This is a genomic window from Pilosibacter sp. NGB245 (assembly GCF_057397225.1).
In genome coordinates this window covers 401,097-424,822 of the sequence record NZ_CM171584.1, presented here as the reverse complement: position 1 = coordinate 424,822, position 23,726 = coordinate 401,097, and the positions used below count along the sequence as shown (strand labels likewise).

The 23,726-nt window shown below is 49.1% G+C and carries 18 protein-coding genes and 1 riboswitch; of the genes, 6 read left to right on the top strand and 12 right to left on the bottom strand.

Translation table 11 applies throughout. The features are described from left to right. Positions 1-131 precede the first annotated feature (131 nt). Positions 132-1,409, bottom strand: coding sequence for an L-cysteine desulfidase family protein (locus ACXMYH_RS01825; protein WP_117471328.1), 1,278 nt, complete (start codon positions 1,407-1,409; stop codon positions 132-134). A gap of 138 nt (positions 1,410-1,547) precedes the next feature. Here ACXMYH_RS01825 and ACXMYH_RS01820 point away from each other — a divergent pair, with 138 nt between their 5' ends. Next, on the top strand, positions 1,548-2,480 hold the full coding sequence (locus tag ACXMYH_RS01820) for a LysR family transcriptional regulator (RefSeq protein WP_158553099.1): 933 nt from the start codon (positions 1,548-1,550) through the stop codon (positions 2,478-2,480). Here ACXMYH_RS01820 and ACXMYH_RS01815 read toward each other — a convergent pair. Beyond that, positions 2,477-3,490, bottom strand: a complete 1,014-nt coding sequence (locus tag ACXMYH_RS01815; protein WP_242990637.1) for a uroporphyrinogen decarboxylase family protein — start codon at positions 3,488-3,490, stop codon at positions 2,477-2,479. The genes ACXMYH_RS01820 and ACXMYH_RS01815 overlap by 4 nt on opposite strands. A 309-nt stretch (positions 3,491-3,799) precedes the next feature. Between ACXMYH_RS01815 and ACXMYH_RS01810 the strand changes: the two genes are divergently transcribed. From ACXMYH_RS01810 to ACXMYH_RS01795, 4 genes are all read left to right on the top strand, one after another. Next, positions 3,800-4,828 (top strand): Bug family tripartite tricarboxylate transporter substrate binding protein, encoded by a 1,029-nt coding sequence (locus ACXMYH_RS01810; protein WP_486555407.1) that lies wholly within the window; start codon positions 3,800-3,802, stop codon positions 4,826-4,828. A gap of 36 nt (positions 4,829-4,864) precedes the next feature. Continuing rightward, positions 4,865-5,335 (top strand): tripartite tricarboxylate transporter TctB family protein, encoded by a 471-nt coding sequence (locus ACXMYH_RS01805; RefSeq protein ID WP_215702161.1) that lies wholly within the window; start codon positions 4,865-4,867, stop codon positions 5,333-5,335. A 17-nt stretch (positions 5,336-5,352) separates the two neighbouring features. Further along, complete coding sequence (locus ACXMYH_RS01800) at positions 5,353-6,867, top strand: tripartite tricarboxylate transporter permease (RefSeq protein WP_117471324.1); 1,515 nt, start codon at positions 5,353-5,355, stop codon at positions 6,865-6,867. A gap of 178 nt (positions 6,868-7,045) precedes the next feature. Continuing rightward, positions 7,046-8,365 carry an ATP-binding protein gene (locus ACXMYH_RS01795; protein WP_215702162.1) on the top strand — a complete coding sequence of 440 codons (1,320 nt, stop codon included), beginning with the start codon at positions 7,046-7,048 and terminating at the stop codon, positions 8,363-8,365. A gap of 152 nt (positions 8,366-8,517) precedes the next feature. On the opposite strand, the gene ACXMYH_RS01790 is transcribed toward ACXMYH_RS01795, so the two are convergent. Further along, positions 8,518-10,251, bottom strand: a complete 1,734-nt coding sequence (locus ACXMYH_RS01790; RefSeq protein ID WP_405579108.1) for a [FeFe] hydrogenase, group A — start codon at positions 10,249-10,251, stop codon at positions 8,518-8,520. Further along, complete coding sequence (locus tag ACXMYH_RS01785) at positions 10,245-12,077, bottom strand: NAD(P)-binding protein (RefSeq protein ID WP_486555406.1); 1,833 nt, start codon at positions 12,075-12,077, stop codon at positions 10,245-10,247. Before ACXMYH_RS01785 ends, ACXMYH_RS01790 begins: the two co-directional genes overlap by 7 nt. Positions 12,078-12,417: 340 nt before the next feature. Between ACXMYH_RS01785 and ACXMYH_RS01780 the strand changes: the two genes are divergently transcribed. Next, positions 12,418-13,830 carry an NAD(P)/FAD-dependent oxidoreductase gene (locus ACXMYH_RS01780; RefSeq protein ID WP_486555405.1) on the top strand — a complete coding sequence of 471 codons (1,413 nt, stop codon included), beginning with the start codon at positions 12,418-12,420 and terminating at the stop codon, positions 13,828-13,830. 367 nt (positions 13,831-14,197) lie between these two features. Here ACXMYH_RS01780 and xerD read toward each other — a convergent pair whose 3' ends face one another. From xerD to ACXMYH_RS01740, 8 genes are all read right to left on the bottom strand, one after another. Continuing rightward, positions 14,198-15,085 (bottom strand): site-specific tyrosine recombinase XerD, encoded by an 888-nt coding sequence (xerD, locus tag ACXMYH_RS01775; protein ID WP_486555404.1) that lies wholly within the window; start codon positions 15,083-15,085, stop codon positions 14,198-14,200. Positions 15,086-15,295: 210 nt separating this feature from the next. Next, positions 15,296-15,742 (bottom strand): hypothetical protein, encoded by a 447-nt coding sequence (locus tag ACXMYH_RS01770; protein ID WP_329752146.1) that lies wholly within the window; start codon positions 15,740-15,742, stop codon positions 15,296-15,298. A 216-nt stretch (positions 15,743-15,958) separates the two neighbouring features. Further along, positions 15,959-16,495 (bottom strand): NUDIX hydrolase, encoded by a 537-nt coding sequence (locus ACXMYH_RS01765; protein ID WP_118321973.1) that lies wholly within the window; start codon positions 16,493-16,495, stop codon positions 15,959-15,961. 156 nt (positions 16,496-16,651) lie between these two features. Then, entirely contained in the window at positions 16,652-17,452 is an 801-nt protein-coding gene (gene proC, locus ACXMYH_RS01760) for a pyrroline-5-carboxylate reductase (RefSeq protein WP_405579096.1), read from the bottom strand. A gap of 226 nt (positions 17,453-17,678) precedes the next feature. After that, entirely contained in the window at positions 17,679-19,205 is a 1,527-nt protein-coding gene (rny, locus tag ACXMYH_RS01755; protein WP_118299048.1) for a ribonuclease Y, read from the bottom strand. Between the two features lie 222 nt (positions 19,206-19,427). Beyond that, positions 19,428-19,940, bottom strand: a complete 513-nt coding sequence (locus tag ACXMYH_RS01750) for a regulatory protein RecX (RefSeq protein ID WP_486555403.1) — start codon at positions 19,938-19,940, stop codon at positions 19,428-19,430. A gap of 124 nt (positions 19,941-20,064) precedes the next feature. Then, entirely contained in the window at positions 20,065-21,141 is a 1,077-nt protein-coding gene (gene recA, locus ACXMYH_RS01745; RefSeq protein ID WP_118530250.1) for a recombinase RecA, read from the bottom strand. A 602-nt stretch (positions 21,142-21,743) separates the two neighbouring features. After that, complete coding sequence (locus tag ACXMYH_RS01740; protein WP_486555402.1) at positions 21,744-23,096, bottom strand: alanine/glycine:cation symporter family protein; 1,353 nt, start codon at positions 23,094-23,096, stop codon at positions 21,744-21,746. A 148-nt stretch (positions 23,097-23,244) separates the two neighbouring features. Beyond that, positions 23,245-23,348: riboswitch (glycine riboswitch) on the bottom strand. Positions 23,349-23,726 lie beyond the last annotated feature (378 nt).

Sequence of the window (23,726 nt, the reverse complement as noted above, 5' to 3'; positions counted from 1 at the left end):
CCAAAGAACGGTATCGCATATACTATTACTATCTGCACTGATTCCATTCTCCTCAGCATAGCTGAGGGATCAGACTTTTCATAAAAAAGAGGACCTACCAGAAGTCAATGTCCGCTGGCAGATCCTCTTTTTTAATTTCCAAGCATAATATTCAAAATTTCCAAATCCGTGGAGTGCATACCATCTCGTCCCATGCGTCCGATACTTCGGATTGTTTCTTCAACATCATCCTCCACCAGACCTTCACCTGGCTGGAATGCCCTGTCATGTAATCCCATTTTCATTCCAAGAAGCGCAGTTTGAAGGGCTGTCGAAATTTTAGCTGCGCAGGATGATTTCGCGCCATCACACACCATACCTCCAACAGTTGCGATGGTGTTGGTAATTGTCTCACAGACCACTTCATATGGATATCCAAGCATGTAGCAGATACCACAGGCTGCTCCGCATGCGGCACTCACAACGCCACAGTATGCAGACAGACTTCCGATATATTTTTTCTGATGAACTGCGATCAGATTCGAAACTACAAGTCCACGCAAAAGTTTTTCTTTTTCGATGTTTTTCTCCTTCGCGTAAACAATGACCGGCACGCTGACCGTGATCCCCTGATTACCACTTCCGGAATTGATGACCACCGGCATCGGACAGCCGTTCATTCTGGCATCCGAACCTGCGGCCGCAAATGCACGTGCCTTCAGACCCACCGTCGGCTTTTCGTTTCCGTCGATCAGGATTCTTCCAACCTCTGCTCCATACGGATGTTCCAGGCCTTCCCGGCAGATCGCCATATTGCACTCGATCTGGCGATTCAGGATCTCTTCAACATCCTCAATTTTTACTTTATCCGCAAACTCCAGAATATTTTTCACTGTGAGAAGCTGTTTGTCACCTGCCTTATGACCATTTTCCTCATCTGCCTCAGTCTTTTTCAGAACACTCATCCCATCTTTTTCCATCCGGGTGATATTTTTATGGGTCTTCTGAATCTCGACCAGCGCCGTATGCTCTCCGGCGCGCAGTTCCACTACAATGTAAAGAGTCGCCACGCCTTCGATCAGTTTACAGGTACAAAATTTCTGATTTAAAAGCTCTTTTGTCTTCTCCTGATCCTCTTTTGTCACACTCTCAAGCACTGCCAGATCCATATCTGGATCTCCGCCCACGATTCCCAGTACCGCTGCCACATCGATTCCTTTTAATCCGCCGGAGTTCGGTACCGTCACTCCCATGACATTTTTAACGATATTTCCGCTGCAGGACACTACGCATTTCTCCGGCATCTGACCTAACAGTTTCCGCGCTTTTGCTGCCGCGTAGGCGATTGCGATCGGTTCCGTGCAGCCGAGCGCCATAATCAGTTCGTCTTTTAATATTTCAAGATGGTTTGTGTATAATTTCTGGTCCATTTTTTATTTTTCCTCATGATATTTTTAACAGTTTCTTAGCGCTTTTTCTCCTTCTGTTCTTTCTTTTTCGATTATTTTTGCTATAATAATTCATATCTTTCATCAATGTTACTGCAGAAAAAATTTAAGGAGCACACTATGAACTTTTTAAATCTCTACTACTTTCGCGTGGCCGCTGAAGAACTCAGTTTCACAAATGCTGCCAAGCGTTTATTTATATCCCAGCAATCCCTCAGCAACCACATTTCCCGCCTGGAAAACGAATTCGGTGTGATCCTTTTTAACCGTACCCAACCGATCACACTCACCGAAGCCGGAAAATCCCTCTATGCAAGTTCCAAGGTTCTGCTTCATCAGAAAGAACAGATTGAAAAAAGCATGCAGGATATCCGGGACTTCCGAAAAGGTGAACTGACTCTCGGAATCAGTACCTCCCGCGGAGCTGTCATGCTTCCAAAGATACTTCCAGAATTCCGCTCTGCCTTTCCCCAGATCAAACTAAATCTTGTAGAAGGTACAACAAAAGAGATCAACCAGGCATTGTTTGAAGGACGGGCAGATCTCTGCATCGGTTTTGCGATCAATGATCCAGAAAAAGTACACGAGGAACTGCTCCATACAGAATCTCTCGTCTGCGTTATTCCAAACTCATTTTTGCCGCGCTATCTGAAGATAGACTCCACTTTGATTCCGGGTTCTGTTCAAAGTTTCAACATTTTTGCCGACTGCCCGTTTATCAAAATGCCGAAACAGACCTGGCTGGGCGAAATGTTTGAAAAATGTTGTGAAAGCTACAACATTGAACCGGAAATCCTCCTCGAGACCACCAGTATGTCCACCATGGTTTCCCTCTGTTCTTCCGGAATCGGTGCCATCGTGCTTCCCGAAATCTTCGTCAGCCGCCGTATGACATTCTGGAATTCCTTCGACTGGAAAGAACAGGTGTCTGTCTTTCCGTTAAACTATCCGGCGGGCTACCGGCCGATCACAATCGCTTACATGAAAGACCACTATCTCAGCCGAGCCGCCGATGAATTCATCCGGATGGCACAGGAAAAGTTTTCCTGCTAAGCGTAGATCGGATGGATCTTCGCCTCCACATCATCTTTCGCTTTGCGGATAAATTTTAAAGTTTCCTCATTTAACGGATAGCGGATCACACAACCCGGTGTTAAGATCTGACCGCAGCCACCCATCAGTTTAAAACACTCATAAATCTGATGATGGATGGCATTGCGGTCATCTTTTGTGATATCGGTGCGGTTTAGTCCGCCCATAAGGCATTTTCCAGACTCAAGCGCCGCCTCATCCACTGACGGATATGTCTCCCATGCATGCCAGTTGAAGACCTGTACCGGATAATCCTTCAATATTTCCATCATGATATTACTTCCATGGGCATGCAGTGTGTTCATCCATCCATCTTTCGCCGCATTCAGGACCTCCAAGTCATAAGGAACGCCAAATTCCTTATACTGTTCTGCAGTCATAAAATTATAAGTACTGCTCTGCGCCGCAAAAAAGATTCCGTCCGCACCGGCTTCCAGCGCTGCCCGAGCCATATTGCAGGTCGTCTCCGTAATCACTTTCAGCGCATGATGAACTGCATCCCCGTCACCATTTTCCAGATACTGAAGAAGTGTATTTCCGGACAATTTATTCGCTGTTGTCAACGGGCTGAATATCGTGAAAATGACTGGCACATCCTCATTCTTTACCTTATCGAGAACAAGTTTCAATCCTTTTAATTCTCTCGCAAGACTTCCTTCCTTTACAGAACACGGTTTCAGTTCATACCAGTCCTTCGCTTCGTGGATCGGTGTTTTTGTGACTTTCGCCACTCCGCCTTTCGCAATATCTGAATAATCAATCTCACAACCGAAGTCTTCGATGGCGTACATTCCGTTATTCATAGTCTTTATAAAGTCGATATCATACTTTTTATAAAACTCATATGTCTTTTCCGCTAAAAGTTCCGGATTCAGATCGATTCCCGGAAGATGGGTCCAGAATGAATATGGAAGTTTGTCCGGTTTTTCCCCTGCAATAGCTGCCTGAATTCTCTCTTTCTTTGTCATCATATAGCGACCTCCTTTAGCCGTTCACGTTTTTGTTTTCGATGCCAGTATAAGAATTCAGATTACAAATGTCTAACAAGTTTTGTTCTTTTATTCACAATCATTCAGTTGTAATTCGGTATGTTTTTTGTTCATTTTTTTCTTTTTTATCCATTTTACAGTCATTATATTGTGATATAACACGGAAAAGCTGTTTGTTTTCTGACATAAAATTCACTAGAATGAATGTAACAAAAGCAAACGCGTTTCTTGCTGGACCAGTCTATTATGACGACAAAATTTTTTAGTTCTACTATAAAAGGAGGATCTCACATGAAAAAAATATTTGCACTTATGACCGCAGGAGCTTTAGCATTATCTCTTAGCGCATGCCAAGCTTCCAGCCAGCAGACAACAGACACCACAACAAAATCTGCTGATTCCACTGATACTGCAGCCGCCAAAAACGATGGTTCTTTCCCAAGCGAAACGATCACTCTCGTCTGCCCGTTCTCAGCCGGCGGCGGAACCGACATTGGTGCCCGCAATCTTGCACAGGCTCTTTCTAAAGTAATGGGAGTCAATGTTGTCGTTGAAAACCAGACAGGATCTGGCGGATGGGTCGCATGGACCGATCTGATCCAGGGCGATTACAAAGACGGTTATACGATCGGTCTGATCAACCATAACTATGCGATGGGTGAGCTTGATCCGGATAACCCTAGAAAATATAATCTCGATGACATCACTGTCCTTGCAAACCAGGCTCTCGACTACAATGTCATGGCGATCCGTTCTAATGACACACGGTTCTCCGATATTGACAGCTTTATCGAGTACGCCAAATCCAATCCTGTTCTCGTTTCCGCCCAGGCAACAGGAATTACCGACGGAGACGCAACAACTGCTGAATGGTTCAACAAGACCTTCGGAACCCAGATCACCGTTGTTCCGGTAGACGGAGCTTCCGACAGCCGCGGAATGTTCTTATCCGGTGACACAGATATCTTTTTTGCATCCATCTCTGATGTCATGGCTTCCTATCAGTCTGGTGAGATGAAGGTTGCATGCATTTTTTCCGACGAACGCAGTGACTTCATACCGGATGTTCCTACGATCAAAGAGGCAACCGGTGAAGACTTTGTCGCATTCGCAGCTCGCGGATACTTCTATCCGAATGGTGTTCCACAGGATATCGTCGACACGACCACTGACGCATTATTAAAAGCAATGGAAGATCCTGACTATATCGAAAATATGGCTGCTCTTGGTCTTCAGCTCGACAATACCTCCGGTGAGGACTTCAAAGAACTTCTTGAGAGCCAGGTTGAAACCAGAAAAATGATCTGGAACGTACAGTAACTGATCATTCCCACATAAGAAAAGGAGTTTATCCATATGGCAAAAAAGTTTCATCGCGACGTATGGGTAGGAACCGTTCTTCTCATCTTCTGTATCGCAGTGTTCTTTACTGCGGTACAGATTCCTGGACAGGCTTCCTATCTTCCGATCACTCTGTCCCTGTTAATGGGATTATGTTCTGTATTTATTATTCTGAAAGGTCTCCGGCTCACCAAGGAGCAGGATGGGGATTTCCACTACTCCATGACTATAAAGAGCAGTAAATACGCATTCCTGTTCATGTTTTTTATTTTTATCTATTTCCTTGGCTTACGCTATATCACATACTGGATCGCGACACCGATCTTTATGCTGCTTTCCATGAAATATTTAAAGCTGAAGTCCTGGAAAGTAAACATTGTGATCACCGTTCTCTACACCCTGATCTGTTATGTTGTTTTCGTTATCATTCTTCATCTCCCGATCTATAAAGTCGGCATTCTCGGACAACTGTTCCGTTATATTTAAGGAAAGGAGCTTATAAAATGGCAGAATATTTATCACTCGCATTGAGTTCGTTCCTCTCCATTGATGTCTTTCTCGGACTGCTCGTCGGTGTTGTAGGCGGAATGATCATCGGAATTATTCCCGGATTGGGACCGTCCGTCGGTATTGCCCTGCTGCTGCCGATCTCATTTTCCATGAGTCCCACAGCTGCCCTTGTCATGATGACCGCAATGTACACAACCGGTGTGTACGGCGGATCCATCACTGCTGTTTTGTGCCATACACCAGGTACCGCGGCATCTGCGGCGACCACACAGGATGGCTATGAAATGACGAAAAAAGGCCGCGGCATGGAGGCCGTGTCCGTCGTAACCATCGCATCCGTTGTCGGTGGTATCATTGGTGCCATCTGCCTGATCTTATTTGCCCCGGCACTCGGAAGAATCAGTCAGATGTTCTCCTGCCTTGAGTATTTCCTCGTTGCCTGCTTCGGTGTTCTCGTCGTTGCCGGACTCACAGGAGATAACCAGGCAAAAGGAATCTTCGCCGCTCTGTTAGGTCTTCTGATCGGCTGCATCGGCATGGACTCCATCAGCGGTGTGTCTCGATTCACGTTCGGACAGCTCTGGCTTGAGGATGGTCTTGACTCCACACCGATCCTGATCGGATTATTCTCAATCTCCCAGGTTCTCATCCTCGTTGAAAAGCTGATGACAGGAACCGGTGCAACCATTGTTGACGACCCGGCAGCTGCCTTAAAGGGAAAGCGTTGGGAAAAAGGCAATGCCGGTCTATTAACTCCTACCATGTTAAAAAGTTCTGTTATCGGTGCATTTATCGGATTTATCCCTGCTGCCGGCTGTTCCATCGCCGCATGGATCAGTTATGGTCTTTCCAAACGGACTTCTAAAAATCCGGAAGAATACGGAAAAGGTTCCATTGTCGGAATTGCTGCCTCTGAGGCCGCAAACAACGCAGCCTGCGGCGGTGCCATGATCCCACTTTTCACTTTAGGTATTCCTGGAAGCCCGGTCACAGCAATCCTTTACGGAGCGCTTCTCATGCATGGCTTACAGCCTGGCAGTGACCTGTTTACAGGTTCTAAGGCTCCAACTACTTATGCGATCTTCCTTGGTTTCCTTTTCGCGAATGTGCTGATGGGAATCATCGGAGTTTCCATGGCAAGACAGATGGCAAGAGTCTGCCTCGTTCCAAACTCTGTTCTCGTTCCGATCATCGTTGCATTATCCTGCATCGGTACTTATGCACTGAGTAACAGCATGTACGAAGTTATCATCATGCTCGTGTTCGGTCTCATCGGATACCTTATGAAAATCTACGGATTTGAACCGGCACCTCTGGTTCTCGGCGTTGTCCTTGCCGATATTCTGGAATCCAACTTCCGCAGAACCTTGATCATGGCTGCACCGAAGGGCGGACTCATCCCGTATTTCTTCTCCCGCCCGATTGCAATCATCATCCTGCTTGTAATCATTGGTTTCGCAATGGTTCCTGTTTTAAAAAACGTACTCACTAAAAAACAGAAGCAGTAATTTTCGCTCATCCCCCTCTCTCCGGCAGGATATATTGTCCAGATATCCTGCCGGATCTTTTTATTATTTGTTTATGTTTGCAAAAACTGTCGAAAGTAAAAAGTTTTTTGCACTATAATGCAATTACTTGATTATTTCACCAGTTTATGCCATACTAATACTGCAGGAGGTGATAGACATGATAGGTTCCCATGAACTCAGGCAGCGTGACAGTTACCTGAATAAGCTGATAGGTTTTCAAGATACAGAACCGGTCAAAGTGATTACTGGTATTCGCCGCTGCGGAAAGTCCAGTCTGTTAAAGCTGATGGTTCAACATTTGAAAAATACCGGTGTTCTTCCGGAACAGATCCTTGAAATGAATTTTGAATCCTTTGATTTTCGCAGGATGAATGCCGACGATATTTATCGCTATGTAAAAGAACGTATTGTTCCCGGAAAGCGGATGTATCTCTTCTTTGATGAGCTGCAGAGGATCGAAGCATGGGAGGACGCGGTAAACGCCTTCCGTGTAGATTTTGACTGTGACATCTATGTTACTGGATCAAACGCTTACCTTCTTTCTTCGGAGTATTCCACCTACCTCTCCGGGCGGTGTGTAGAAATCAGAATGCTGCCGCTCTCATTCCATGAATTTCTTGATTTTCACGGCTTTGAAGTACATGAAATACAAAGCGCGCTCGGGGGACTCCGCAAACAGGTATTCGACAAAAACGGGGAACATTATGAATTGCGTGAGGTATTTGATGCCTATATAAGATTCGGCGGAATGCCGGGAATCGCCGATGTCGGTCTGGATCAGGAAAAAGCACTGTCTCTTCTTGACGGTATCTATTCCACGGTAGTCATCCGTGATATTTTGGAACGTGAAAAACGCAGGGGGCAAAAACAGATCACAGACCCCACGCTTCTGCGCAAGATCATCCTGTTCCTTGCCGACAATATCGGCTCCAGCGTATCCATTTCCTCCATAGGCAACACTTTGATAAACGAAGGGCTCCTTGATGATGGTAAACGCAAGGGCGCTCCTAGCGCACATACTGTGCAGGCATATGTGAATGCACTTCTGGAAAGCTATTTTTTCTATGAGATCAAGCGCTTTGACATCAAGGGAAAGGCATACCTCCGCACGTTGGGAAAATACTATATCGTTGACATCGGCCTTCGCAATTATCTGCTGGGCTTCCGTAATCGTGACAGCGGTCATGCCATCGAAAATGTCGTTTACTTTGAATTGCTTCGCAGGGGTTATGATGTAGCGATCGGCAAGATCGGCAGCGCCGAAGTAGACTTTATTGCAACGAAAGCCGATGCTAAAAAGTATATCCAGGTGACAGAATCTATGATGAGTGAGGATGTACGCAATCGGGAACTTACACCGCTGCAAAACATCCGTGATAACTACGAAAAAATCGTTTTATCGCTTGAACCAGGGCTTGATGCTTCCTATGACGGCATCAGATCCGAAAATCTCATAGATTGGCTGCTCAGTCAATAAACGCTGTATTTCAGAGCGCAGCCAAATAAACTCCGCATATTCATTCATGAGCCGCCAAAAGGCATAGCATCCAAGATCTTTCGATACAGGAAAAGCACGCAGACGTTTTTGCATCTGCGTGCTTTTCCTATATCCGTAATTTAACTGACACTTTAATTATTTTTCCAATGCTCCGTATGCAATAACATATGCGCCTTATGGGACATCGGCTTTCCAAAGAAATCGCTGTAGATCTCCCTGATATCCGGGTTCTCATGGGAGTAGCGCAATTTTGCTTTTGCGTCCAGCGCATAGAGCTTTCTGCCTCTCGTAAACGCCCGCTCCTCGCCGTCGTGGATCGGCTGTCCGCCGCCGCCGACGCAGCCGCCCGGGCAGGCCATGACTTCGACAAAGTCGTAGTGGACTTCCCCGCGCTCGATCTGCTGCAGCAGTCTCCGTGTATTTCCAAGGCCGCTGACTGCCGCCGTGCGCAGCTTAATGTCTCCGATCTCAAACTCCGCTTCCTGGACTCCTGCGTTTTCCTGGAATCCTTCACTGCGGACCGCACGGAACGCGTCTGCAGGCGGGTTCTCGCCCTTTAAGGTGAAATATGCGGTGCGCAGGGCCGCTTCCATAACGCCGCCGGTCGCTCCAAAGATCACGCCCGCTCCGGTTCCCCCATGCATCGGACTGTCACTGGGGATTTCAACGAGCGTATCCGGACGGATATGGGCGGAGCGGATCATCTTCACGAGTTCTCGCGTCGTGAGGACCGCATCGACATCATGTCCGGCATACTCCCCGTAGAACAGGTCCATCTCACGCTCGCCTTTCTTTGCCACGCACGGCATGATGGAGAGCGTAAAGATCTGATCCGGAGAAACTCCGAGTTTTTCCGCAAAATATGTCTTCATGACCGCACCGAACATCTGCTGCGGGGATTTCGCCGTGGAGAGGTAGTTCACCATATACGGAAACTGGCTCTTCGCAAATCGAACCCAGCCAGGGCAGCATGAGGTGAACATCGGACGGTCTTTCAGTTCGCCGCTTGTGAAACGGCTGATAAACTCCGTGCTCTCCTCCATGATCGTGAGATCCGCGGAAAATACCGTATCAAACGCGTAATCGACGCCCATTCTCTTTAATGCGTCGAAGATCTTTCCGACCGGAGCGTCCGCGCCGGAGAGTCCAAGTTCCTCGCCCCAGGCCGCACGCACCGCCGGGGCAACCTGCGCCACAACGATCTTCTCTTTATTTTCGATCGCTTCCCAGACTTTTTCCGTATCGTCGCGCTCCGAGAGGGCGCCGACCGGACAGTGGGTGATACACTGACCGCAGAGAGCGCAGTTCGCTTCCCCGATCGTCTTATGTCCTGCGACATTCACGGTCGTTCTGGAACCGGTTCCTTCCACATCCCAGATCCCGAGTCCCTGGATCTTATCACAGACCTGAACACAGCGCATGCACTTGATGCACTTCGCGGAATTACGGACCAGCGGGAAATTCTTATCCCACGGCTGATATTCCGGTTCCTGCTTAAACGGGATTTCCAGAATATTCAGATCATATGCCACCTGCTGCAGACCACAGTTTCCGTTTCTCGGACAGACCACGCAGCGGTTATCATGCTGGGACAGCAGCAGCTGGACCGTATTTCTTCTGTGATTCCGGACCTTCGGGCTGTTCGTATGGATGACCATGCCTTCCTTCACGAGGTTGTTGCAGGAGGTGATCAGTTTTTCCTTTCCTTCCAGCTCCACAACACAGACTCTGCAGGCCGCGATCTCGTTGATCCCCTTTAAATAGCAGAGCTTCGGGATCGGGATCCCGTTCTTCTCGGCAGCTTCCATGATCGTAATATTTTCCTCTGCCGAAATCTTTTTTCCGTCGATCGTAATATTTACCATAATGTACTCCTGCCTCCTTTAAAGATTCCGTATCCGAAATGATCACAGCGCAGGCACCGTCCGGCTTCCTGCTTCGCCTCCTTCTCGGTCATGCACTTCTCGACTGCCTCGAAATCACAGACACGCTCGCCTGCTTCCCGCTCCATTAAGTTCACACGTCCGCACGGAGTCTTGTCCTTTAAGCTCGCCTCCGGAATTTCCACTCCGCTCGTGATCTCGTGGTGGTAACCCAGGTATTCATCGATGTTCGCCGCAACAACCTTCGCTGCTGCGATCGCTTTAATTACAGATGCCGGACCGCTTGAGCAGTCGCCGCCCGCGAAGACGCCCGGCATGTTTTCAAATGCACCGCTCTTTAAGGTCACGATCTTTCCGCGGGATACCGGGATCCCGGCTTTCTCGAAATGTCCGGACTCGATATCCTGTCCGATCGCCTTGATCAGGACATCACATGGAATGTAGACATCCGGCTCTCCGGTCGGCTTCACGCTGGCGCGGCCGTCCCTGATCGCGCTGATCATCTGCGGGGTCGCGTAGATGCCATGGATCTTGTGGTCTTCCCCGACATCTAAGGACGCTGGAGCCTTTAAGGTCACGATCTCGATCCCCTCCGCGATCGCGCCCTCGATCTCACCCGGCAGCGCCGTCATATCGATTCTCCGTCTTCTATATAAAATACTGACTTTCTTCGCTCCAAGTCGTTTTGCCGTGCGGACTGCATCCATGGACACGTTTCCGCCGCCGATGACAACGACTTTCTTTCCAGTCAGGTCGATGATCTCGTCTTTTCCGACACTCCGCAGGAACTGTACCGCGGAGAGAACGCCGTCCGCGTCCTCACCCGGAAGTCCAAGCTTCTTATCCGTGCTGGCGCCGATCGTGATGAGCACCGCGTCATACTGTTCCCGCAGTTCCTGGATCGTGATATCCACACCGATCTTTAAGCCATATTTTACTTCCACGCCGGTCTTTAAGATCGCGTTGATATCGTCATCCAGCCGATCTTTCGGGAGACGATAGTTCGGGATCCCGTACCGCAGCATACCGCCGAGCTTCGGCAGCATCTCGTACACGGTCGTCTGATGTCCCATGAGCTGTAAGTAGTAAGCAGCACTTAAACCTCCCGGACCGCCGCCGAGGACAGCGACCTTTTTCCCGGTCGACGGAGCACATTTCGGCGGATCCACAACACCCGCGTAATCTGCCGCGAACCGTTTCAGTCCCCGGATATTGACCGCATCGTCGACCATGTTTCTCCGGCATCTCGCCTCACACGGATGCTCACAGATAAAACCGCAGGTCGTCGGGAACGGGTTGTCCTTCCGGATCAGGCGGATCGCATCGGCATATCTTCCTTCTTCCACGAGCGCCACATAACCCGGAATGTCCACATGGGCCGGACAGATCGCGACACACGGGACCGGTTGGTTGTATGTACAGGTACAGCGGCCTTTCTTGATGTGCTCCACATAGTCATCGCGGTAGCCGATCAGCCCCTTATAGACCATGTTCGCCGCCTCATAGCCGATCGCACAGTCCGCGGAATCCATGATGGAAAGCGCCGTCTTCTCCATGAGATCCAGCGTATCCATCGTCGCTTTTCCGTTTAATACGTCACGGATCAGCTGGTTTAACTGCCCGAGACCGATCCGGCACGGAACGCATTTTCCGCATGTCTGCGCGTGGCAGAGCTCCAGAAACGCTCTCGCCATATCAACAGGACAGAGCCCAGGCGGGCTCGATTCAATTCTTCTCTCCAGATCTTTATAAAGTCCCTCCATCACGATCCGCGCGCGGGTCGGGGACATGATCTCCAATCTGCTCATATGATTCACTCCTCTGCAATTTTTTCATCGGTCACACCTGCTCACGCAGGTATGCCTGCTTTCCCCTCTATGGCTTATTGAATTTGTTTCTTAACATATTGTCGATTCTATCACGTAATTATTAAATAAATCAAGTCTTTTATGTGCTTTACTTAATAATCTTTTGTTTAACGTTAATTTTTAGACAATTTTGCCGGTATTCTTTCCCATATCAATGATCTGATTTTCGTTTCTCTCATCTTGCGTGTCGGGGAGAACTATGATACGATAAAGAATGGTGTGCAAGGAACGCTCCCTGTCCTGGTGTCCGTATATGCTCACCCGAAAGGAGACTTGTGATATGAAATCCGGAGAACATTTTGACGTGATCATCATCGGCGCAGGCCCGTCCGGAATCTTCTGCGCGTATGAGCTGATCAAAGAAAAGCCAGAATTAAACATTCTGATGATTGAAAAAGGAAGACCGATCGAGAAACGTGTCTGTCCGAAGAGAAAAACAAAAGTATGCGTTGGCTGCAAACCATGTTCCATCACCACAGGCTTTGCAGGAGCCGGAGCTTTCTCCGACGGAAAACTCTCCCTTTCCCCGGATGTCGGAGGAAATCTGCCGGAGATCTTAGGATACGATAAGGCGACAGAGCTCATCAGGGAATCCGACGATATCTATCTGCAGTTCGGCGCTGATCAGAACGTATACGGTGTTGACAAACAGCAGGAGATCCGCAAGATCCGTAAAAAGGCCATCAATGCAAACTTAAAACTGATCGAATGCCCGATCCGTCACCTCGGAACCGAGGAAGGCTACAAGATTTATACCCGCCTGCAGGATCACCTCCTCGCAAACGGCATCCACATGGAATTCAACACGATGGTAAAAGATATCATCATCGAAAACGGAGCTGCAAAAGGTGTCATTACCGATAAAGACGAGGCATACTACGCAGACGAGATCGTCTCCGCCATCGGTCGCGAAGGTTCCGACTGGTTCTCCCACATCTGTGACGACCACGGAATCGATACCGAGGTCGGCACCGTTGATATCGGTGTCCGTGTCGAGGTCCGCGACGAGGTCATGGAATTCCTCAACAAGAACCTATACGAGGCAAAACTCGTATACTACACACCGACCTTCGACGATAAAGTCCGCACCTTCTGTACGAACCCGTCCGGTGAGGTTGCGACCGAGTATTACGAAAACGGTCTGGCTGTCGTAAACGGTCATGCTTATAAATCAAAAGAATACAAGACAAACAACACCAACTTCGCGATCCTGGTATCCAAGAACTTCACAAAACCGTTCAAGACCCCGATCGAGTATGGTAAACACATCGCCCAGCTCTCCAACATGCTCTGCGACGGAAAGATCCTCGTCCAGACCTTCGGAGACTTCCAGAGAGGCCGCCGCACCACAGAGGAGCGTCTCTGCAGAAACAATATCATCCCGACCTTAAAGGATGCTGTTCCGGGCGACCTTTCCTTAGTTCTCCCGCACCGCATCATGGTCGACATCAAGGAGATGTTAAAAGCTCTGGACAAGGTAACTCCGGGTATCGCCAGTGACGAGACACTGCTTTACGGCGTGGAAGTTAAATTCTATTCCAACAAGGTCGTTGTCGATAAGGACTTTGAGACAAACATCCACGGTCTCCGCGCCATCGGTGACGGCGCGTCCGTAACCCGCGGACTTCAGCAGGCATCCGCGAATGGACTTTCCGTTGCGAGAAGTATCTTGGCGAGAATGGATCAGAAATAAATGATAAAAAGAGCACCTTACGATCAATGTTTCAGGGATTTTTCTTTCTGACATTGTGATGATAGGGTTACAGTACACGGGCACTCCATGCCCGCGCACTGTAACAGGATTTTGCCGATGCTTCGCATTCCGAATCGGCAAAATCTGCTGCCACAACTGTATTGTACGGAATTTTCAGTTCAGAAAATTCCTACCGTGTACAGTAACACGATAGGTGCTCTTTTTCTTAGTTCAATTCGAGTTCAGCCTCTGTGTTCCAGTCAGCGCAGGCCGACAAATTTTCTCAAAGGCTCCGTTCTCTGCCGTTTGTTTCGATCGATATCGGTATATTGTCTGCGAAGAATGTGTATATTCGCAAAATGTTTTTTCACTTTCTCGGATGTGCCCCCTGGTACGCCTCCCGGACTGTATTTTCCGTCGCATATGCCGTATACATCTGCGTGGATGCCAGGTCGGAATGCCCCATCATGGTCTGAACAGCGCGCATGTCAGCGCCGTTGCTCAAAAGATGGACCGCAAAAGAGTGGCGCAGGGTGTGCGGTGTGATGTCCTCCTCGATCCCGGCCCGCTCCCCATAATATTTGATCAGCTTCCAGAAGCCCTGACGGCTCATGACTCCTCCGCTGCAGTTTGTAAAGAGAAGTTCCGAACTCATTCCCTTTAAGAACGTCTCCCGCGAGGCCTCCAGATACTTCGCCAGCGCATTTTTCGCCGCATGGCCGAACGGGATCATCCGCTCTTTATGCTCATCCCGGCAGGTGATAAAGCCGACCGCCATATTCACGTCTGAAAGCTTCAGGCTTACAAGCTCCGTCACACGGATCCCGGTCGCATATAAAAGCTCCAGCATCGCCTTATCACGGATCTCTTTCGGATTCGCACAGGACGGCTGGTCCAGAAGTCTCGTCACCTCATCTACTGTGAGGATCACTGGCACCTTCTTTTCGATCTTCGGTGCATGGATCGATTCTGCAGGATCCCTCCGGATCATTCCTCTCCTATGCATCCAGCCGAAAAATGACTTTGCGGACGCCAGGGACCTTGAGACCGTCGATGCCGCCTTTCCCTCTTTTCCCTGAAAAAGGAGATAAGAATTCAGCGCGGTCTTTGTTACCTTTCCGCACTCCGTGATCCCGTTCTCTTCCAGATAATCCGCCATCTTCAGAAGATCCCTCTGATAAGAAAGCGTTGTATTTTTTGACGCTTGCTTTTCCTCCTCCATATAATGGATGAAGGTCTGAATTTCCTCTCTCATACCTTTTCCCCGTTCATTTGCGGCCACTGTAATCCACTGTTCCCTTATTTTCCCCGGCAAAACCAATATTTTTCTACATTATATCCCCATTTTATGGCAAAATCAAACGGATTTTTCCCACTTGAATCCCTTTGCAGGGAACTCATGCAGCCCGGAAACCTTTTTCAGTACCTTTTTGCAGCAGTTCCGTGCCTTCATCCTCACTTGTGTCTACGAAAAGAACCGAAAAACTCCTGCTGAAACTTCCGGATTGATCAAAGTCTCTGCTGCGATTCCGAGTGCTGTCAATAAGATCATACTCAAGATCCGGGATTGCTCATTCCCCCGCACCGGTTCCCGGACCACGATCCACAAGAGATACGCCGCCAGCGCATAAAAGATCCCCTGTGGAAAGACCAGCCCAAAAAAGAGCAGGATCCCGCTGAATCCGCTGTGCATCGTCAGGGCACAGACGATCACTGACGCCTGAAACGATACGCAGACTGCCGACGCATAGCAGATGATCCCGGACAGCGACGTCTGGCAGATCAGGATCCCCACCAGGATCCACACAAAGCGCTTCTTCAGAATGCCTGCGAACAGGCTGTAATAATCCACTGACGACAGCTCCGCAGGCGCAAAGATCCCCGCAAACCATTGTTCCAGCGTATTCTTCATCTCCATGCTCATGTGATTGCAAAAAATCGTTCCCGCTGCAGTCCCAACAAATAAAAAAAAGGACAGCCAGAACAACTGACTGTCCAATAGTCTCCGGTGTCTGCGGATCCCAGTCATAGCGCTGCCGCCCCTGTTCCTTTTTCACAGTGTATGCGCACAGTCCCATGCTTTATCCACAATATTGTTTCTGATTTTTTAGTCTTCCAGTACCGGCTCTTACCGGATTCCTTCCTTCTGGGCATACGCAAGGATCGCCGCGATCGTCTTTGCGTCCGTCATCTTCCCGCTGTAGATCAGATCCAGAAGGTCCTTCACTTCCCACTCCTCCACGTCGATACTCTCGTCTGCGTCGAGGTGCTGTTTCGACGGGATCAGATCTTTCGCGATATAGACACCGATACGCTCGTCACAGAATGCCACCGTTGTATTGACCGTCATCAGGAATTCCAGATTTTCACTGCGGAATCCCGTCTCCTCCTCAAGTTCTCTCGCTGCACACTCGATCTTCGGCTCATCCGGCGCATCCAGCTTTCCCGCCGGGATTTCCAGAGTAAAGCGGTCCAGGGCGTTCCGGTACTGGCGCACCATCAGGATCTTTCCGTCCTTTGTCACCGGAAGAACAGCGGCAGCGCCGTCATGATGGATATAGTCATAGACCTCCTCGATCCCGTTCGCAACGACGGTGTCCCGGTAGATCTTTAAGATCATTCCTGTATAGGCAAGTTCACGTTTTAAACGAATTGTCTTTTCCATATTTCTTTCATTTCCTCTCACTTTATGCTTTGTTCTGATCCACAGTCAATCATTTCACAAAATCCGACATGTCTGCATAGAACTGTCTGCGATTTGCTTCTTGTTCGCAATTTATCTCATTATCTGTGAATAATAGGAGAATTCTTTTTACAGCAATCAGCCCTTTAATTTCTTATTCTTCTCAAAGTTCGCATCGCAGGCCTTGATGATCGCACCGCGGAATCCATTCTCTTCCAGGGCGGCAAGTCCTTCGATCGTTGTTCCGCCCGGAGAGCATACCATATCCTTTAATTCGCCCGGATGTTTTCCTGTCTCAAGGACCATCTTCGCGCTGCCGAGCACCGCCTGGGCAACCATCTTGTAGGCAGCCTGGCGAGGAAGTCCGTTCTTCACGCAGCCGTCAGCCAGCGCCTCGATGAACATGTATACATATGCCGGTGAACAGCCGCTGGCGCTTCCCACAACATCCATCAGCTTCTCGTCCACCTTCTCCATCTTTCCGAAAGAAGTGAAGAAACCGTCGATCACCTGTTTTTCCTCGTCCGTAAACAGGTTCTCATCATAGCTCACACCGGACATTCCCTCGCCGACCATCGCCGGGGTGTTCGGCATCGAGCGGACAATTCTCGCCTCGTCTCCGAGTCCTGCCTGAAGATCCGCGATCGCATATCCGGCCGCGATGGAGATCACAACCTGATTTTTACGGATCTTTCCGTTTAATTCTTTAAACACAGTCGGAAGAACCTGAGGTTTTACCGCGAGGACCAGATATTTTACCTGCTCTGCGCACTCGGTTGCTGTGAAAACGTGGGCAACGCCCGTCTCCTCTGTGATCTTCTGCATCTTCGCTTCATGAGCGCTCGTAAAAAGCAGCTCCTCCGGCTGATATGTCTTTAAAAGTCCCCGCATGATCGCGGTTCCCATATTTCCCATGCCGATAAAACCAATTTTTGCCATATGAAATTTCCTCCTAAAAATGTATCTCGACACATTCTCGCGCCGAGCGCGGTCGCTTGCGACAATCCTCATCTTCGCGCGAGTGCGCATCTTAGGCACGCAGTGCCTGTTTGTTATCGCGACAGTCACCAAGGTCTCGCGCAAGCGCGGACTTTGGCTCGTTGTTCGCGTAAATAAAAAAGCCGCAGCCATACAGATCCTCTCTGCACAGCAACGGCTTTCAATTTTATTTCGCGTAATCGGTAACTCTGGACTCGCGGATCACGTTGACTTTGATCTGTCCCGGATATTCCAGGCTTTCTTCGATCTTCTTGGATATGTCTCTTGCGAGAAGAACCATATCGTCATCGCTGATCTGCTCCGGCACTACCATAATGCGCACTTCGCGTCCCGCCTGGATCGCAAAGGACTTATCAACTCCCTTGAAGGAGTTTGTAATATCCTCAAGCTGCTTTAAGCGGTTCGTGTATGTCTCCAACGTCTCTCTTCTTGCGCCCGGTCTTGCAGCGGAAATCGTATCTGCTGCCTGAACGATGCAGGAAATAAGGTTCGTCGGCTCAACATCGCCATGGTGAGATTCCACAGCATTGATAACGATCGGGGATTCTTTGTATTTCTTACACAGTTCCGATCCGAGCTGTACATGGGAACCTTCCATCTCATGGTCAACGGATTTTCCAATGTCATGTAATAAGCCGGCACGCTTTGCCATTCTGACGTCCACACCGATCTCGGCTGCCAGTAAACCGGATAACTGTGCGACCTCGATGGAATGCTTCAATGCGTTCTGACCATAGCTGGTCCTGAACTTCATCTTGCCGAGGAGCTTGACGAGCTCCGGATGGATATTGTGAATGCCGACCTCAAGGATCGCAGCTTCACCTTCCTCGCGCATCATGTTTTCAACTTCCTTCTGCGCTTTCTCCACCATCTCTTCAATTCTCGCCGGATGGATACGTCCATCCACGATCAGTCTCTCAAGAGCAATTCTTGCGACTTCACGTCTTACCGGATCAAAACCGGATAATACGACAGCTTCCGGTGTATCATCGATGATGAGTTCCACACCTGTCATTGTCTCAAGAGTACGGATATTACGTCCCTCTCGTCCAATGATGCGGCCTTTCATCTCGTCGCTCGGGAGCTGTACAACAGAAACTGTTGTCTCTGCAACATGGTCAGCAGCACATCTCTGGATCGCTGTAACCACGTATTCCTTTGCTTTCTTGTCTGCTTCTTCTTTTGCCTTGGCTTCTAATTCCTTGATAAGCTTTGCAGTGTCGTGTTTTACATCTTCCTCAACAGATTTCAGAAGATATTCTTTCGCCTGTTCGCTGGTAAGTCCGGAGATCTTCTCCAGTTCTTCCTGCTCCTTAGCAAATAATTCCTCGACCTCGGAAGAACGTTTTCTTAAAGTTTCTTCCTTCGCGGCAAGACTGGATTCTTTTCTCTCCATTGCCTCAGATTTTTTGTCAAGGTTTTCCTCTTTGCTCAGTACGCGGCGCTCATAACGCTGGATCTCGGCTCTCCGTTCTCTGGTTTCCTTTTCAAGCTCGTTTTTCGCTTTTAAATTCTCTTCCTTCGCTTCCAGGAGAGCTTCTTTCTTCTTCGTCTCGGCGACCTTCAATGCTTCATCTATTATTTCTCTGGATTTTTCCTCTGCGCTTCCGATCTTACTCTCGTAACTTTTTTTATGGTGAGCCACAGCTATCTTCCAGGTAATAGGAGCCACAATAATTGCTGCTATCAACATGCTGATTATTGGTGACACAGGAGCACCTCCTTTATTTAGTTTTCATTGTACTAATTACAACACTTCAATTCTAAACTGTTTTATGCATTATGTCAAGTATAATGCCCGCATTCCGGGGACTTCTGTGCATCCCCACGAAGGTTGTCGAACTGCAGTCCGCGGGCTCTCTCAGCCTCTGAAAAGCAGCACTGCAGTTCCTGTTCACCGATCAAAAACAGCTTCTCACTCCCACTGTTTCATCGCACTGTTGATCGCGTCATAAGAAAAGCCTTTTCTCGCCAGGAACGCGTAGATCTTCTGACGCTTTGCCGGGTCCGGTTCCTCCAGATCGTAGTTTTTCTTTCTCAGCAGTCCGAGGATCTGGGCAGACTCGTCAACTTCCATATCCTCGAATATCATTTCCACCAGATCATCGCTGACACCTTTCTGGCGGAGGTCAAATTTCATCTGGCGGATACTCTTTTTATGTCCGTTTTTCTCTACATACCGCCTTGCATAGTCCTCATCATCCAGATACCGGTAATGTTTCAGAAAAAGGATCGCATCTTCAACAGAGGCTGGCGAAAGCTCCTGTTCCGCCAGCTTCTTACGCATCTCATTTTCTGTTTTTCCGGAAAACTGGAGATAGTAGAGTCCCTTATTTCGGGCTTCCCGAAACTCCTCCGGGATCGCCTCCCCATCTGCACCGGCATACATTTTATGTTCCCGGTGTTCTTCCTGTATCCACTCTCTCATCCGTGTGTTTCCTGTATCTTTCTATCTACAGTTATTCTTCTCCCTGTTATTCAGAGAAGTCCCTGTACTGTCTGCAGGAATGCTGTTTCTGACGTTCCGTGAAAGGTAACGCTGTTCCTGCTTTTTACTCGTCTGCCTCTGTCTCCGCCGCCAGTGTCTCCTCCGGAGCTGTCTCTGCAGCCATCTCACCCGGGACAACGTGCTGTGCTTCCAGTCCGTGGAGCTCTCTCACCTGGTTTTCGATCTCCTCACAGATCAGCGGATTCTGCAGCAGATAATTCTTTGCGTTTTCACGTCCCTGACCGATCTTTGCGCCCTTGTATGCATACCAGGAACCGCTCTTCTCAACAATATTCGCATCGGCAGCGAGATCAAGGACATCACCCTCACGGGAGATTCCTTTTCCGAACATAATGTCAAACTCGGCTTCTTTAAATGGCGGCGCGATCTTGTTCTTTACGACCTTTACACGGACATGGTTTCCGATCACCTCTCCGCTCTGCTTTAAGGACTCGGTTCTTCTCACATCGAGACGGACGGAGGAATAGAACTTTAACGCACGTCCGCCGGTCGTTGTCTCCGGATTTCCGAACATGACGCCAACCTTCTCACGGAGCTGGTTGATAAAGATCACGATACAGTTTGTCTTGCTGATGATCGCGGTCAGTTTTCTTAACGCCTGGGACATTAAACGGGCCTGTAAGCCGACGTGGGAGTCACCCATATCGCCGTCGATCTCTGCTTTCGGAACAAGCGCCGCTACGGAGTCCACGATCACGATATCGACGGCACCGGAGCGCACCATTGTTTCCGTGATCTCCAGCGCCTGCTCGCCGTTATCCGGCTGGGAGATATAGAGGTTATCGATATCAACGCCGATATTTTTCGCGTATACCGGATCAAGTGCGTGCTCCGCGTCGATAAATCCAGCGATACCGCCGCGTTTCTGTACTTCCGCTACCATATGGAGAGCGACCGTCGTCTTACCACTGGACTCCGGCCCGTAGATCTCTACAACACGTCCCTTCGGGACTCCGCCGAGGCCGAGAGCGATATCAAGGCTCAGAGAACCGGTCGGAACCGTCTCGATATTCATATTTGCGCCGGAATCTCCGAGTTTCATAACGGAACCTTTTCCGTAAGCTTTTTCGATCTGTGTGAGAGCCGCATCAAGGGCTTTTAATTTATCATCTTTATTCATATTTTTCCTCCAAAATCCGGAACTGCACTTTTTATTTTCCGGATAACAAAATCGATCAGAATCCAGGCGGTCTCCCGTAAAATCTGCAGGATCAACGCAGATGCCGCCCGATCAGTCATTAGACGCGAACAAGTGTTCTGTACTCGTTAATCATAATATAATCCCTGTAAAAAGTCAACCATTTCTTGTTGTTTCTTCGCATTGCGAAGCAGTATACTTCCCTCCCGTCTCCTTTCGTTTTATTCATTTGGCTTTCCACGATTCTTTCGGCGACCCGCCGGTGTGACGATCTGCAGCACATATTTTTTCGTGCTCACTATATCAGATCGGTGATCCGGATAAACTCCGGAAAGATTTCAGATATGGGTACTATATCGGATTTCCATCCGGCTGTCAATCGGCATCCTTCACAAATTCCGGGGAGATTTTTTTACATGTACCACTTGTTATCGCGACAATGCCAAGGCCTCGCGCAAGCGCGGACTTTGGCTCTTTGTTCGCGTAAATCAAAAAGACGGCAGCCCATGCCCACAATACACAGTCTGCCGCCTTACGCTCAGCCTTTCCGGCTGTCAATATTTCATTTTAAAAGACTTCTGCGTCTACCGCTCCTTCGATGCTCTCACCACGAGCCCGCTGAGTGCCAGCAGTGCAAGGACGTTCGGGATGACCATCAGACCGTTGAAGAAGTCTGCTAAAGACCATACAAGCTCCAGCTTCAGGCAGGAACCGATCACGATGCAGACAACAACAATCATGGAGTAAAGCTTTGACGCTTTCTCACCGAACAGGTACTTCACGTTGACAAGTCCGAAGAAATGCCAGCTTAAGATCGTGGAAAATGCGAAGAAGAACAGGCACACCGCGACGAAGATGATGCCGGCGCTGCCGAATCCTTTCATGAATGCCGCCTGTGTGAGCGCTGTGCCGTCCTTTCCGCTGCTCATAACGCCTGTCGTGAGAACGGAAAATACAGTCAGGTTCAGGACGATAAATGTGTCGATGAAGACGCTGACCATCGCGCAGAGTCCCTGATGATGCGGGGATTCCGCTTTTGCTCTCGCATGTGCGTGCGGTGTGGAACCCATACCGGCCTCGTTGGAGAAAAGGCCGCGGGCAACACCATAGCGGATCGCCTCGCGCACTGTGATTCCCGCGCCTGCGCCGAGAACTGCTTCCGGTGCAAACGCCCCCTCAATAATGGAAAGGAACGCTGCCGGAAGAGCCGTGATGTTCATGCAGATCAGAATCAGGCTGCCGACGATATAAACACCGGCCATGATCGGAACGATCTTCTCAACTACCGTTGCCAGACTCTTTGTTCCTCCAAGGAAGATCACCGCTGCGATCACTGCGACAACAATGCCGACGATCACCGGCGAAAGTTCCACATGGAATACCTGAAATGCTTCCACAAACGCTGCCCCGACGGAATTGGACTGAACCATGTTTCCCATAAAGCCCAGAGCAAGAATAATAAATACCGCGAACAGAGTGGAGAGCACTTTTCCAAATGTGCCCTTGAACGCCGCCTTGATGTAGTAGACAGGGCCTCCTGTCACCTCGCCGTTTACCTCTGTCTTATATGTCTGTGCCAGAACTGCCTCCGCATAGATCGTCGCCATTCCGAGGAATGCGCTGACCCACATCCAGAAGATCGCACCAGGTCCGCCTCCGATGAGGGCTGTCGCCGCTCCTGCGAGGTTTCCGGTTCCTACCTGGGCAGCGATCGCCGTGGCGATGGACTGGAACGGGGTCATCTCACCTTTCTCGTGCTTTTCGCCGTTCATGCTGAAATGTCCGAATACCTGGCGGACGCCTTCCACGAACTTTCTGACCTGGATGAATCTTAAGCGGATCGTGTAGTAAAGCCCTGTTCCGCATAGGAGAATGATCAGGAGAAAGCTCCACAGAAAATCATTTCCTTTTGTTACAAGCTGCATCAGTGTGTCCATTTTTGTTATCCTCCTCTTTCATGATCATAGCCGCGGCCCCTGCAATCAATTCCCCGGGCTCACGCGCAAAAAATAAGAGCTGATAAGATATCAGCTCTCCAAAGAGTAGAACATTTGCATACAACGGGGATTTTCCCCATTGTGGTTATTTGTATGCCCTGTCCTTTTGCCTGAGAGATCAACCGGTACCATGGACATGAACCGGTCTTACACCTTCGGCGCTCCATTCGGAGACTCTCCAGAGTGTCCATGCGGACGTTTGTCCGTCTGGACTGCACTTATGCATAACATCCTATCACAATTTCTTCTATACATCAACGTATTTTTAAGCTAAACTAATGAATTTTGTAATTTTTGTAAAAAGTGATGCAATGATGGCAGAAATCAAAAGTGATTTCCTGCAATCTGACGAATGTGGATTTCGCTTCGCCTCCTCATCTCCTGTGCAGCCCGGATTCAACATCTCTCAGCTGCACGATCCCGGATCAGCTGCGTTTCCTTCAGCCGGAGAACGGGATTCCAATCACTCTCACCCGGCCTGCACACTGATCACAGACATCGTCCGGGAACAAGTGAAAACACGTTTCTCGAGTTTCCCCTTGTTATCGCGGCAGTCGCCAGGTTCTCGCG

What these genes read in the sequence shown, in the direction of transcription:
- ACXMYH_RS01790 (WP_405579108.1), bottom strand. Translation starts at nt 10,251, where the DNA reads ATGGTAAATATTACGATCGACGGAAAAAAGATTTCGGCAGAGGAAAAT.
- ACXMYH_RS01780 (WP_486555405.1), top strand. Translation starts at nt 12,418, where the DNA reads ATGAAATCCGGAGAACATTTTGACGTGATCATCATCGGCGCAGGCCCG.
- ACXMYH_RS01820 (WP_158553099.1), top strand. Translation starts at nt 1,548, where the DNA reads ATGAACTTTTTAAATCTCTACTACTTTCGCGTGGCCGCTGAAGAACTC.
- ACXMYH_RS01765 (WP_118321973.1), bottom strand. Translation starts at nt 16,495, where the DNA reads ATGGAAAAGACAATTCGTTTAAAACGTGAACTTGCCTATACAGGAATG.
- proC (WP_405579096.1), bottom strand. Translation starts at nt 17,452, where the DNA reads ATGGCAAAAATTGGTTTTATCGGCATGGGAAATATGGGAACCGCGATC.
- ACXMYH_RS01815 (WP_242990637.1), bottom strand. Translation starts at nt 3,490, where the DNA reads ATGATGACAAAGAAAGAGAGAATTCAGGCAGCTATTGCAGGGGAAAAA.
- rny (WP_118299048.1), bottom strand. Translation starts at nt 19,205, where the DNA reads ATGTTGATAGCAGCAATTATTGTGGCTCCTATTACCTGGAAGATAGCT.
- ACXMYH_RS01810 (WP_486555407.1), top strand. Translation starts at nt 3,800, where the DNA reads ATGAAAAAAATATTTGCACTTATGACCGCAGGAGCTTTAGCATTATCT.
- ACXMYH_RS01785 (WP_486555406.1), bottom strand. Translation starts at nt 12,077, where the DNA reads ATGAGCAGATTGGAGATCATGTCCCCGACCCGCGCGCGGATCGTGATG.
- ACXMYH_RS01750 (WP_486555403.1), bottom strand. Translation starts at nt 19,940, where the DNA reads ATGAGAGAGTGGATACAGGAAGAACACCGGGAACATAAAATGTATGCC.
- ACXMYH_RS01770 (WP_329752146.1), bottom strand. Translation starts at nt 15,742, where the DNA reads ATGAAGAATACGCTGGAACAATGGTTTGCGGGGATCTTTGCGCCTGCG.
- recA (WP_118530250.1), bottom strand. Translation starts at nt 21,141, where the DNA reads ATGAATAAAGATGATAAATTAAAAGCCCTTGATGCGGCTCTCACACAG.
- ACXMYH_RS01800 (WP_117471324.1), top strand. Translation starts at nt 5,353, where the DNA reads ATGGCAGAATATTTATCACTCGCATTGAGTTCGTTCCTCTCCATTGAT.
- ACXMYH_RS01795 (WP_215702162.1), top strand. Translation starts at nt 7,046, where the DNA reads ATGATAGGTTCCCATGAACTCAGGCAGCGTGACAGTTACCTGAATAAG.
- xerD (WP_486555404.1), bottom strand. Translation starts at nt 15,085, where the DNA reads ATGAGAGAGGAAATTCAGACCTTCATCCATTATATGGAGGAGGAAAAG.
- ACXMYH_RS01740 (WP_486555402.1), bottom strand. Translation starts at nt 23,096, where the DNA reads ATGGACACACTGATGCAGCTTGTAACAAAAGGAAATGATTTTCTGTGG.
- ACXMYH_RS01805 (WP_215702161.1), top strand. Translation starts at nt 4,865, where the DNA reads ATGGCAAAAAAGTTTCATCGCGACGTATGGGTAGGAACCGTTCTTCTC.
- ACXMYH_RS01825 (WP_117471328.1), bottom strand. Translation starts at nt 1,409, where the DNA reads ATGGACCAGAAATTATACACAAACCATCTTGAAATATTAAAAGACGAA.